The following is a 12,836-nucleotide window of genomic DNA, read 5'->3' on the forward strand; positions in this document are numbered from 1 at the left end:
CAAGGCGCTCCTCCTGTGTGGACCGGGCCTGTGGGCGGTCTGCGTCATGCGTTCAGCCAGCCGCCGGTGAAGCCCGCTGTCTCCAGGGCCTTACGGATGTGCGGCTCGCCGCGCATGTAGCGCCAGATGAAGTCAGAGCGATGGTTCTCGGTCATGCCGACAATGGGCCCTTGATCGATGCCCAGATAGTCGTCGGCGACCCAGCCGACCCCGTCCACGATCTTGCCGTGCTGCAAGGGCCCGTCGCGCTGGGTCAGGGTCGGATTGAAGCTGTCGAGGAAGCCCCACTCGGTATAGATCCCCGCCCCGAACCGGCTCTTCATCGCCTTGATGCAGGGCACGACGATCTCGGGCGCGAAGGCGATGGAGCTGGCCGCCGCCGTGGGGGCGATGGTCCCGTCGTCGCGGTCGCCCGGGCCGCGCGCCGAATAGCTGAAGAACTCGCGCTCGACGTCGTTGATCGTCTGTTTGAAATCGCCCGGCCCGTCGCAAGCCGTCAGCCCCCAGGTCTCGGACGAATAGCCCGCCCACTGCCCCGGATTGTCGTGACCGTATTTCTGCTGAGCGTAGACCGCGCGGCGGCTGTTTTCGAAATAGTCCAGATGTTCGCCCAGTTGTGCCGTCTGCCCCCGCATCCAGGCATCCTGAATGCCGCGGAAGTCGATATACATGTGGCTGTACTGGTGGCCGAAGATCGGCGCGAAATTCAGGTGCCAGCTGCCCCACTGATCGGTCCAGCTCTCATCATAGCTGGCGGCCCATTCGTGCCAGACATTGACCGAGACCGGATGGGTCGGGCTGCCGATGGCCAGCAACAGAACCAGCATGCCCTCGTTGTAGACGTGCCAGTCGGACGGGATGAAGCCGCTCTCGGGATGCCAGCCCATAGTGATCCGGTTGTCGCGCACGACGGCCCAGTCCCACTCGACCCGCTCGTACAGGGCCTGGACTCGGCTGCGGATCTCGACCTCGTCCGGGTGGTCGCCATCGAAATACCGGGCGGCGAACAGCATGCCCGCGATCAGCAGGGCCGTATCGACGGTCGACAGTTCGTTGGTCCGGTAGCGATTACCGGTCTCCATATCGAGGAAATGATAGAAGAAGCCCTTGTGCCCCGCCGTGCCGGTCGGCTCCGGCCCCTGGGGCAGGCTGTGGAAGTAGCGGACAGTGATCAGAGTACGCTCTCGCGCCTCGTCCCGGCTCATCCAGCGCCGCTCGACGCCGATGGGCCAGCAGGTCAGGGCGAAGCCGACCGCCGCGATGGAGGAGAAGGACGGACTGGGCCAACGATCCGGCGTCAGGCCGGTGCGCCGATCCGTGACCTTTTCGAACCAGCGGAAGGTGCGTTCCTGAAGCTCGCCGATCTCGCGGTCCAGCCGCAGCGGGCGCCGCTGCGTGCCGTTCACTGCGGCCGTACCCTGCTGAGCCGCTGCTGCTTCCTGCGCCACCGCCCCCACCGGAACCCCGACCGCCACCGCGGCCGCTCCAGCCGTCGTTCGCATCAGAAAGTTTCGGCGGTTCATGGGCACGCTCACTGTTTTACTGAAATCAAAAAAGAAAGGCCGCCTTCCGACAAGCGGAAGACGGCCAAGGCTCAGGTTTTTAGAAGGAGTAACGCAGACCCACCTGGAAGCTGCGGGTCGGCAAATACTGGGACGTCGGGGCACCGAAACGGGGGTTATTGTAGCCCCCCTCGAACCCATTGTAGTTCTGGAAGTTGAACACGTTGATCGCATCTACGATGAACTCGACGCGCTGACCGCCGAAGACGTCGAAGCCCTTGGTCAAACGTAGATCGACTTGCCGGAAGGCGAAGTTCAGACCCGGCAAGAACGCCCGCTTTTCAGGACGCCCACCGTTCCAGCAGATCGCCGGGCCATAAGGCGATGCATCCGGGCAATCGAACACGTTGTATGGCAGACCAGAGCCCAAGGTGACGATACCCGACAGCAGGAAGTCCGCAGGCAGGCCGAGCGTACCGGACGCCACCAGACGGTGGCGTTCGTCCGTCGCCGACGGGAACTCCGGCGAATAAGCTGGGGTCGGATAGTCGAAGTCGAACGCCACAGTGCCGTTGTCACGGCTGCCGTTCTGGGTCGCGTCCATATAGGTATAGGCGATGTTCAGGCCCCAGTTATCATCGGCGTTATACGGCTTGTCGGCGGTGAAATAGATCGCCTTGAAGTCACGCTCCTTGTCCTGGTTCTGGAAGAAGACCGTGTCGTTATACTGGGCGAAACCGACCGACGTCGGGGTCGGGCCGATGTTGGCGTTGACGTCCGGGTTCAGAACATTGGCCTTGTACCATCCGGACTCGTTTTCCGTATGGCCCAGGGCAAAGGTCAGCGACGTCTGGAACATGCCGACCTTCTGACGAACGCCGATGTTGAACTGATCCGTCCGGGGCGGCTCAGCCTCATTGTTGATCAGGAATATCTCGCCCTTGCCCTGCGACGCGGCCAGCAGCGGATCAAGACCAGCTGGAGTCAGATAGGACGGATTCCAGGCGACTGTCGGCGCCGTGATCGGCGACCCGTCTGAATTGGTTCCGGTCTGAACCGGCGCACCGTCTTCAGAGAAGTAGATGGTGCGATTGAACTGATTGGGTTTGAAGCGCTCGTCCACGGCGAAGTTGAAGCCGAGGCGGTCATAGTACCGGCCGGCGCCGCCGAAGATCACCGTGCGCTCGTCGCCGTATACGTCGTACGAGAAGCCGATCCGGGGCTGGAAGGCTTTCATGAAGGGATCGCGGTCGCCGTCGGAGATATAATCAGCGGGCTTGAAATAGTCCGGGAAATCGTACCCAGGCGAATTTTCGAGCGCCGCGAGCATGTCGCGGATGTCCTGCGGCGTCTCGTAATCGTTGTTGAATGCGTTGCTTTCGTAGTCCCAACGGATGCCGAGATTGATCTCCAGCTTGTCGGTGATCTGCCAGTCGTCCTGGATATACAAGCCGACGACATCATTATCTACGTCGACTGACGGCAGAGGTGAACCCAGGTTCACCAGCACCGGAATATCGGTACTGCCGTTGATTTCCGGGCGACCGTCCACGTCGAACACGAACTGTGGATTTCGGCCGAAGAAGCGATCCAGGCGGTAGTTCTGCATCGAATATTTGGCGCCCATCTTGACGGTGTGCAGGCCCATCCAGTTCAGATCGGTGAACGTCAGGTCGTTACGGAAGGTGTAGCTGGTCTGTTGGTTGAACTGGCTGTCGCCGCGTCCGCCCGTGATGAAGACCGTCGAGTCACGATTGTTGATATTGTAGTCGAAGGCTTCCGTATCCGGGTCATTGTCACGGAAAATCACATATTCACGACCGTAAGAATCGAAGTTCTCGGCCGTGTTGGTGTAGCCGAACTGGAAGAAGTCGAAGCTGGCCTCGTTCAGGAAGTTGCCGCCCTGGAACTGGTGGCGAACATTGATAGAAGTCGTTTCGCCCTGGATCGACGTGGCGCGATCTGGGCCGTTTTGACCGCCGACGTCGCGGATGTCTTCCTCGGTCCGGTACTGGCCGCTGATCTCCAGCCGCTGCCGGTCGTCGATCTGCCAGGACAGCTTGCCGAAGTAGAGGTCCTCCTCGAACGGGGTCGAGAAGGTGCCCAGGTCATCCTGGAATAGATTTTCGTACTCTGTCCGGTTCAGGAAGGTCTGGGCCGCACGGGTTTCGTCCTTACGCTCGTATGATCCGAAGAAGTGCAGCCGGTCCTTGATGATCGGGCCACCCAGCGACACGCCGTACTGGAGCCGCTCCAACTCAGGCTGATCGTCGCCGCGACGTTCCGAAAACACGTCCTGAGCGATCCAGTCCTGGTTCTGATAGCTGCCGAAGACTTCGCCGTGGAATTCGTTGGTGCCCGAGCGAGTCACTGCGGTGATGATGGCCGAACCCGCCTGCTCGTACTCCGCCTTGAAGTTCTGGCTGATGACACGGAATTCCTGCACCGCCGCCTGCGGGAACGGGTTGCCACGGCTGTCGTCCTGACCAGCCGCGCCGCCATCGATGATGGTGGACTTCTGATTCTGGCCATCGATGAAGATGTTGATCGCCTGCGCGCTTTGGCCGCCTGCTGAGATGGTACGCTCAGTTTCACCCTCGGTGACGCGCAATCCAGGAGCCAAGGCGGCGAAGTTCAGGAAGTTGCGATTGATCTGCGGCAGATTATTGATCTGTTGTTGCGTGACGTTGGTGGCGACTTCAGGCGTCCGAACCTCGAACACACGACGCCCTGTGACGACGATGTCGCCCAGCTCGGCGACGCCTTCCGCGCCCGGCGCGGCCGTTGTCGCGGCAGCGACATCCAGGTCCAATGTTCCGACTTGGCCCAAACCCAGCGTGACGGTTTCTTCCGCCGTCTGGCCGTCTGCGGTGGCGACCTGAACGCGATAGGTGCCCGGTCGCAAACCGGCGAACACATAGCGCCCATCAGCACCAACCGCAGCGCGGACGACATAGCCGGTGGAAACCTCGGTTGCGGTCACGGCCGCACCGGCCTCAGTAGTCTGGCCGTCATAAATCGACCCTCTCAGGGTCGTGGTAGCGCTCTGCGCCTGGGCGGCGCCCACGAACGCCATGCTGATGGCGATGGCCGATGCGGCGGCCAAGGCGGCCTTACGCGTGTTGAACTGGTTCATCCTGAGCTCTCCCCTCCTGATGGGATCGGTTTGCAGCGACATGGCCGGCCTACCCTTTGTTGAACCTGGCGGACGATGCCGCCGCGGTGGATTGGCGTTCGACCAAGATCGGCCGAACGATTTCGCAAGCGGTGTCCTGGGCGTCGGCGTGCTGGCCGGCCTGGACGAGACCGATCAGGCGTTCGACGCCTCTCCGGCCGATTTCCGCGATATTGACGCGCATGGTGGTCAGCGCTGGCCGCATCAGGGCGGCGATGGGCACGTCGTCGAACCCGATGACGGCGATGTCCTCGGGGCAGCGCACGCCGGCTTCCTGGAAGGCCAGCAGGGCGCCGACGGCCATCATGTCGTTGGCGGCGAAAACGGCGTCGGGCCGCTCAGGCATGGCCAGCAACTGGGTCGCGGCGCGGTGACCCGAGGCCTGGGAGAAGTCGCCCTCGACGATGATGGGAGCATGGCCGTCCAGCGCCGCCGCATAGCCGTCCGCGCGCGTGTCGGCCTCGATATTGCCCGCGGCGCCGCGGATGTGGGCGATCCGACGACGTCCCGTGGCGATCAGGTGTTCGACGGCGCCGACGGCGCCGCCATGGTTGTCGATCATGATGGCGGCGCGTCCCGCCTCGGCCGTGCCGCCGTTCATCAGCAGCACGGGCATGCGCCCGGCGAACTCGGAGGCCAGGTTCGTGGCGCCCAAATGAGGCGACAGCACGATCATGCCGTCCACCCGCCCCCGCATCGACCGGATCGCTGCAAGGGTGTCCTCGGCCCCGTCATGCGAGCTGGAGACGATCAGGTGTTTGCCGTGGGCGCGCGCAGCGAGGTCCATGCCCCGGATCAATTCGGAGAAGAACTCGCCGAACAGGTCCGGCAGGATGACGCCGATGGTGTCGTTCTTGCTGGTCGACAGGCTGCGGGCGCCGAAGTGCGGCACATAGCGAAGGTCCTCGACGGCATCGAGAACGCGCTGGCGCGTCGCGTCCGACGTCACGCCCAGTCCGTTCAGCACGCGCGAGACGGAAGCCACCGACACCTGGGCGCGCTCGGCTACGTCGCGCATGGTGGCGGCCTTGGCGAAAGGCGGTCCTTCCTGCCGTGCAGACGCAACGCTGGGCGCAGCCATGTCCAATCGGATTCTCCCTGCTCCCTACCGTCCCGGCCCCTTCTCGAAGATCCGTCGATAGATGATGTAAGCGGTTACATGACACAGGACCAATGGAAGCCGCAAGCCATGTTCGGCCGCATTTCGGGCTATTTTTCAGCGAAGCTTGGTCATCGAAAACGCCTAGGAAAGACGGCCCTTCCGACAAGCCGTTATGGGCGCTTGATTTTTTCCAGGCGGCGGCCGCCCCCCCTCCGTCCCACGGCCTCGCTGCGCCGCGCGGCTTGGTCGCAGCGGCGGATGCTCTGGTCGAATCAACCGACCGGTCACGAAGACGCCCGCACCATCGACTGGTGCGGGCGTCATCATCGATCGACCTTGTCAGGCGGGATTCAGATCCGACAGCCGGCCGCGCAACATCTGCAGCATGGCCGAGAAGTCGCGACCGCCATGACCGATGCCGTCGAACAGGGCGTACATGGCCTCGGCCTGGGCGCCCAACGGCGTAGAGGCGCCCGACTTGGCCGCCGCATCCTGGGCCAGTTTGAGATCCTTCAGCATCATGGCCGTGGCGAAACCGCCCTGATAGTCGCGGTTCGACGGCGCGGCCGGCACCGGGCCGGGCCAGGGGTAATAGCTGGTGACGCTCCAGCACTGGCCCGACGACTTGGACGCGATCTCGAAGAAGCGCTCGGGATCCAGGCCCAGCTTCTCGGCCAAGGCGATGGCCTCGCAGGTGCCCAGCATGGAAATGCCCAGCAGCATGTTGTTGCAGATCTTGGCCGCCTGCCCCGCCCCATGATCGCCGGCGCGGATGGTGATCCGGCTCATGGGCTCCAGCGCGGCTTCGACCCGGTCGAAGTCACCCTCGTCGCAACCGACCATGAAGGCCAGGGTGCCCGCATCCGCCGCCGCCGTTCCGCCCGACACCGGGGCGTCGGCGAAGGCGTAGCCCGCCGTCTTCGCAAGACTGGCGACCTTGCGCGCCGTCTCCACGTCGATGGTCGAACAGTCCAGCAACAGGGCCGACGACGGCGCCGCGCCGATGATCTGTTCGGAATAGACCTTCAGCACATGCGGCCCGGCGGGCAGCATGGTGATGACGACCTCGGCGTCCTTGACGGCCTCGGCGACCGAAGCCGCCGCGCCGCAGCCGGCCGCGCTGGCCCGCTCCAGCGCCTGCGCCGAAAGGTCGAAGGCAGCCACCGCATGGCCGGCCTTGGCCTGGTTGGCCGCCATGCCTCCGCCCATATTGCCCAGGCCGATGAAGGCGATCTTGGTCATGGTCTCTCTCCCTATGTCGGCGTCGCGGTTAGGCCAGCGGCGTCCATTTTTCATTGTCCGGCAGGGGCGCGAACAGCGCATCCAGCGTCGATTCCATAACGCCCGACAGGTCCGCCGGGGACCATTTGGGGGCGTTGTCCTTGTCCACGATCACGGCCCGCACGCCTTCCTGGAAGTCGTGGGTCGCGCCGATCCGACCGCTGACGGCGTATTCGACGGCCATGTTGTCGCTGAACGACGCCGCCTTGGCCCCCTCGCGGATATGGCGCAGCGTCACCTTCAGCGAGGTCGGCGACTTGGTCTTCAGTGTCGCCAGTTGCGCCAGTGCCCAATCCGACCCGTCCGCCTCCAGCGCCGCGAAGATGTCCTCGACCGTGTCGAAGGCGAACAGCCGGTCGATGGCTTCGCGATGCGCGGCCAGAGGCGCAGGTCCGGCGTCCTTGGCGTGACGGGCGGCGACCGCAGCCGGATCGGCGGCCTCGGCCAGCAGATCGGCCTTCAACGCCTCGACGCTCTCGCTCGGCACGAAGTGCGTGTGAATGCCCAGGGCCACCGTATCCGCCGCCTTCAGCCGCGCGCCCGTCAGGCCGATCCAGACGCCCGTCTGGCCCGGCAGACGCGGCAGGAACCACCCGCCCCCGACCTCGGGATACAGGCCGATGCCCGTCTCGGGCATGGCGTAGGTGGTGCGTTCGGTGGCGATGCGGACATCCGCCGGTTCCGAAATCCCGACCCCGCCGCCCATGACGATGCCATCGACGATGGCGGTGATCGGCTTGGGATAGCCGAACATCAGGGCGTTCAGCCAGTATTCGGCCAGGAAGAAAGCCCTGGCGTCCACGCCGTCGCCCGCCCCGCTGTCCGCGATCATGCGAATGTCGCCGCCCGCACAGAAGCCGCGCTCGCCTGCGTGGTCGATGAGTACGGAGGAGACGGAGGGATTCGAACGCCACTCCAAAAGCGCCGCAATCATCGCGTCGCACATCGACCGGTTCAGCGCATGGATCGCCTTGGGCCGGTTCAGGGTGATGCGGCCGGCGCCGCCTTCGATGCGGGTGATGATTTCGATCTCAGTCATGGCTCAATCCCGCAAATCTATGATTTCGACGCCGAGGACCAAGGCGGCCTGAAGCAGTTCCGCGTCACGACTGGCCAGCGCCGCCGACCGGTCAAGGCAAAGTTGGAGATAGGCATTGTCGAATAAACTCAGCCGCCGCGACAGGGCCGTCTCCACCGACGCCAGCACGCTCTCAGGGGCGAGCGGCGTGTCGATTTCCACGTCCAGGGCTTTCAGGTCGTCGAGCATGGCCGCAGACGACAACCCGCCCTTGCGGGATCGATTGAGAATCTGATTGCCCAATTCCCAGGGCAGAATGGCGGGCGCGATCAACTTACGCGCCTCAGTCGCAACCAGAAAAGCGTCACCCGCGCGGGTCGCCTGGGTTGGAAATATCCAGCTCGCCGCTGCGGAGGCGTCAACCGTGACGATCTTCATTCCGTCCGATCCGCTTCAGTTGAGACCAGTCGAGATCGTCGAAACCCTCGACCACAGGACGCGCGTCACGCCGCGCCAGCAGCGCGCGAATGGCGGCCGCGCGCTGATCCGCGTTCAAGACGGACGCGCTTTGCACCGGGACGATCCTGACCGCCGCCTTGCCGCGCCGCGTGACCGTGACAGCCTCACCCGTTCGCTCGACCTCGGCGATGAGGTGAGTGAAGGATGTCTTGGCTTCGAGTACGCCGACTTCACGCATCACAGGCTCCTGACCATTATGGTCAGAATAGCATATGGCGTGTGCAAGGTCATCATTGCCGCGCCATCTCCCGCGCGATGATCACCCGCATGATCTCGTTCGTCCCCTCCAAGATGCGATGCACCCGCAGGTCGCGCACGATCCGTTCCAGCGGATAGTCCTTCAGATAGCCATAGCCGCCGTGCAGTTGCAGCGCCTCGTCGGCGATCTGGAAACAGGCGTCGGTGGCCAGCCGCTTGGCCATGGCGCACCACTTCGTCTTCTCAGGATGATCGTTGTCGATGGCCCAGGCGCCGCGCAGCACCATCAGCCGCGCCGCCTCCAAGTCGGTGGCCATGTCCGCCAAACGGAACTGCAGCGCCTGAAACTCGCCGATCGGACGGCCGAACTGTTTGCGCGTGGCCACGTAATCCTGGGCCGTCTCCAGCGCCAGCCGTGCCCCGCCCAGCGAACAGGCGGCGATATTCAGCCGCCCGCCGTCCAGCCCGGCCATGGCGTAGCGGAAACCCGCGCCTTCTTCCCCCAGCAGGTTGGCGACAGGCACGCGGCAGTCGTCGAACTGGACGATGGCGGTCGGCTGGGCGTTCCAGCCCATCTTCTTCTCCTGCGCCCCAAACGACAGACCGGGCGTCCCGGCCTCGACGACGATGGCGGACACCCCCTTCGCGCCCTCCCCGCCTGTGCGGACCATGACGACATAGAGGTCGCTGGTCCCCGCGCCCGAGATGAAGGCCTTTGACCCGTTCAGCACATAGTGATCGCCGTCGCGCACAGCTGTCGTCCGCAGCGCCGCCGCGTCCGACCCGGAGCCCGGCTCGGTCAGACAGTAGCTCGCGATCTTGTCCATCGAGACCAGATCCGGCACGAACCGCCCGCGCAGCTCGTCCGACCCGAACCGGTCGATCATCCACGTCGCCATATTGTGGATCGAGATGAAGGCCGCCGTCGCAACATCGCCGCGCGACAGCTCTTCGAAGATGACCGCCGCCTCGACCCGGCCCAGGGCCATGCCGCCGTGTTCCTCAGCCGTATAGATGCCGCAGAAGCCCATCTCGGCCGCCTGCTTCATCACCTCGACGGGGAAATGCTTGTCCTCGTCCCAGCGGGCCGAGTGCGGCGCCAGTTCGGCATCGGCGAAGGCGCGGGCCGCGTCCTGAATGGCGCGCTGGTCGTCGGTAAGGGCGAAGTTCATCGGGTCAGCACCATGAGATCAGACCTGTTCTGGCCTGAATCTATGTTGAAACGGGTAGACACCGAGACGAGACCGCCCGCAGTTCGGGCACTCGGTCGGCAGTGGCTCCAAGCTCGGAAAAACGAGAGGACGAGTATCACGTCGCGTGAGATGAAAACCGCAGCGAGGACATTTCAACTCAATCAGCCCCCAAAAGGCTAGTAAAGAAGCGCCTCCGAATACGGCCGCTTCTAGAGGCGCCTCGACCACGGTGAAGCCGATCAGGGTCACTAACATCCCAGCGTAGGTTACGAGCTGCAGCGGGACGGTCCAACGCACACCCTACCTCATCGTGGGAATGACGAACGAACTGTCCGAATGCTCCAGCGCGCTATCCGGCCAGCGGGCGGTGACGGTCTTGGTCTTGGTCCAGAAGCGGACGCCCTCCATGCCGTGCTGGTTGATGTCGCCGAAGGCCGAGCGCTTCCAGCCGCCGAAGGTGTGATAGGCGACCGGCACCGGGATCGGCACATTGATGCCCACCATGCCGACATTGACCCGGGCGGCGAAATCACGCGCCGCGCGGCCGTTCTGGGTGAAGATGGCGACGCCGTTGCCGTACTGGTGGTTCGACGGCAGGGCCAGGGCCTCCTCGAAGGTCTCGGCGCGCACGATCTGCAGGACGGGCCCGAAGATCTCCTCCTGATAGGACGACATCTCTGGCTTCACATGGTCGAACAGCGACGGGCCGATGAAATAGCCCTTCTCGTGCCCTTGCAGGCTGAAGTCGCGACCGTCCACGACCAGTTCGGCGCCTTCCTGCACGCCCTTCTCGATCCAGCCGGCGATGCGGTCACGGTGCTGGGCGGTGACGACGGGGCCATAGTGGGCGCCCGCGTCCGTCGAGACGCCGACCCGCATGGACGGGATTTCCGCCACCATCCGCTCGCGCAGCTCATCCGCCGTCTTCTTGCCGACCGGCACGACCACCGGCAGCGCCATGCAGCGCTCGCCGGCCGAACCGTATGCCGCGCCCGCCAGGTCCTTGATGACCTGATCCATGTCCGCGTCAGGCAGGACGATGCCGTGGTTCTTGGCCCCGCCCATGGCCTGGACCCGCTTATGGTTGGCGGCTCCGGTCTGATAGACATAGTGGGCGATGTCGGACGAGCCGACGAAGCTGACGGCGTGCACCAGCGGATGGGTCAGGATGGCGTCCACCGCCGTCTTGTCGCCGTGCACCACGTTCAGCACACCGTTCGGCGCCCCGGCCTCCAGCATCAGTTCGGCCAAGCGCACCGGCAGGGACGGATCCCGCTCCGACGGCTTCAGCACGAAGGTGTTGCCGACCGCGATGGCGACGCCGAACATCCACATCGGGATCATGCCGGGGAAGTTGAACGGGGTGATGCCCGCGACCACGCCCAGCGGCTGACGCATCGAATAGACGTCGATGCCGGGGCCCGCGCCTTGGGTGTATTCGCCCTTCAGCGCGTGGGGGATGCCGCAGGCGAACTCGATCACCTCCAGCCCACGCTGGATGTCGCCCTTGGAGTCGGCGATGACCTTGCCGTGCTCGCTCGACAGCAGCTCGGCCAGCTCGTCCATCCGCGCCTCGACCAGCCGCTTGAAGTCGAACATGACGCGTGCGCGACGCTGGGGATTGGTACTGGCCCAGCCGTCGAAGGCGTTCTGCGCCGCCTGGACCGCGCGATCGACCTCGCCGGTCGTCGCCAGCTGCACGCGCGCCTGGACCTCGCCCGTATTGGGATCGAACACGTCTCCGAACCGGCCGGACGCGCCGTCGAAGGCCGCGCCGTCGATGAAGTGGCGGATGTCGCGCATGGCGTATCTCCCTGATCGTTCTTTTGTCTGCCTCTGGCCTAGCACCGCGCAAAGCGAGCGGATAATGCAAAGATGCAGGAAGGTTTCTGCATTAATGCACGAAGGCGACCGCCATGTTCGACTGGGACGATGTGCGCATCTTCATCGCCGCCGCACGGGCGGGGTCTCTGGGCGGGGCGGCCCAGCGGCTGGGCATCGACGCCGCCACCGTGGGCCGGCGCGTGGCGCGGCTGGAAAGCACCTTGAAATCCACCCTGGTGGTGCGATCGACCACCGGCCTGCAACTGACGGCGGCGGGCGCCCAGTTGCTGGACATCGGGCTGGAGGCCGAAAGCGCGATGGAGGCCGCCGCCCGGGTCACCCGCCCCGACACGCTCGCCGGCGTGGTCCGGGTCAGCGCATCGGAAGGGTTCGGCGTCACCCTCATGGCCCCCGCCCTGCCCGACCTGCGGCTGGCCAGCCCCGGCCTGCGCATCGAACTGGCGGCGACCTCGGGCTTCCTGTCGCCCACCCGGCGCGAGGTGGACATGGCGATCACCCTGGCCGCGCCGGACGCCGCCCGCCTGATCGTCGAGCCGCTGACGCCCTATCAGCTGGCCCTCTACGCCTCGCCCGCCTATCTGGCCCGACGCGGCGCGCCAGAGACGGTCGACGACCTGCCCGGCTTCGACATCGTCGGCTATATCGACGACCTGATCTATGCGCCCGAGCTGCGCTACCTGGACGAGGTCCGGCCCGGCCTGACGCCCCACCTCGGCTCCTCCTCCATCCGCGCCCAGAGAGAGATCATCGCCTCGGGCGGCGGCGTCGGCGTCCTGCCCTGTTTCCTGGCCGAGGGGCTGGAGCGCGTCCTGCCTTCCATCCTGATCGAGCGCCGCTTCTGGCTCAGCACCCACCGCGAGGTCCACGACACCGCGCGGCTGCGCGCCGTGCGCGCCTGGCTGAAGTCGCTGTGCGCCGCGCGTCAGGCCAGCCTCAGACCCTTTGCATAGGCGCCCCTCAAGACCTGGCCCGCCATACCGACCCGTCCTCCGGCCGAACTTTA

The 12,836-nt window shown here is 65.0% G+C and carries 10 protein-coding genes; 1 reads left to right on the forward strand and 9 read right to left on the reverse strand.

The features are described from left to right. Positions 1-44: 44 nt before the first annotated feature. From ACP69V_RS09475 to ACP69V_RS09515, 9 genes are all read right to left on the reverse strand, one after another. The gene (locus tag ACP69V_RS09475) at positions 45-1,523 is read right to left on the reverse strand and encodes a glucoamylase family protein (RefSeq protein ID WP_426023609.1); all 1,479 of its coding nucleotides are present in this window, start codon (positions 1,521-1,523) and stop codon (positions 45-47) included. Positions 1,524-1,602: 79 nt separating this feature from the next. Beyond that, positions 1,603-4,578, reverse strand: coding sequence for a TonB-dependent receptor (locus tag ACP69V_RS09480; protein ID WP_426024049.1), 2,976 nt, complete (start codon positions 4,576-4,578; stop codon positions 1,603-1,605). A gap of 109 nt (positions 4,579-4,687) precedes the next feature. Next, entirely contained in the window at positions 4,688-5,695 is a 1,008-nt protein-coding gene (locus ACP69V_RS09485; protein WP_426023610.1) for a LacI family DNA-binding transcriptional regulator, read from the reverse strand. A gap of 423 nt (positions 5,696-6,118) precedes the next feature. After that, positions 6,119-7,021, reverse strand: a complete 903-nt coding sequence (mmsB, locus tag ACP69V_RS09490; RefSeq protein WP_426023611.1) for a 3-hydroxyisobutyrate dehydrogenase — start codon at positions 7,019-7,021, stop codon at positions 6,119-6,121. A 28-nt stretch (positions 7,022-7,049) separates the two neighbouring features. Further along, positions 7,050-8,099, reverse strand: a complete 1,050-nt coding sequence (locus ACP69V_RS09495; protein ID WP_426023612.1) for an enoyl-CoA hydratase/isomerase family protein — start codon at positions 8,097-8,099, stop codon at positions 7,050-7,052. Positions 8,100-8,102: 3 nt separating this feature from the next. Beyond that, entirely contained in the window at positions 8,103-8,516 is a 414-nt protein-coding gene (locus ACP69V_RS09500) for a type II toxin-antitoxin system VapC family toxin (protein ID WP_426023613.1), read from the reverse strand. After that, positions 8,497-8,775, reverse strand: coding sequence for a type II toxin-antitoxin system Phd/YefM family antitoxin (locus tag ACP69V_RS09505; protein WP_426023614.1), 279 nt, complete (start codon positions 8,773-8,775; stop codon positions 8,497-8,499). The genes ACP69V_RS09500 and ACP69V_RS09505 overlap by 20 nt, the downstream gene beginning before the upstream one ends. Positions 8,776-8,827: 52 nt before the next feature. After that, the gene (locus ACP69V_RS09510) at positions 8,828-9,967 is read right to left on the reverse strand and encodes an isobutyryl-CoA dehydrogenase (protein ID WP_426023615.1); all 1,140 of its coding nucleotides are present in this window, start codon (positions 9,965-9,967) and stop codon (positions 8,828-8,830) included. Positions 9,968-10,288: 321 nt separating this feature from the next. Next, on the reverse strand, positions 10,289-11,791 hold the full coding sequence (locus tag ACP69V_RS09515) for a CoA-acylating methylmalonate-semialdehyde dehydrogenase (RefSeq protein WP_159850595.1): 1,503 nt from the start codon (positions 11,789-11,791) through the stop codon (positions 10,289-10,291). A 113-nt stretch (positions 11,792-11,904) separates the two neighbouring features. Between ACP69V_RS09515 and ACP69V_RS09520 the strand changes: the two genes are divergently transcribed. After that, the gene (locus ACP69V_RS09520; protein WP_426023616.1) at positions 11,905-12,783 is read left to right on the forward strand and encodes a LysR family transcriptional regulator; all 879 of its coding nucleotides are present in this window, start codon (positions 11,905-11,907) and stop codon (positions 12,781-12,783) included. The last annotated feature ends 53 nt before the right edge of the window (positions 12,784-12,836 follow it).

The organism is Brevundimonas sp. PWP3-1b1 (assembly GCF_049896065.1).
GTDB lineage: Bacteria > Pseudomonadota > Alphaproteobacteria > Caulobacterales > Caulobacteraceae > Brevundimonas > Brevundimonas intermedia_B.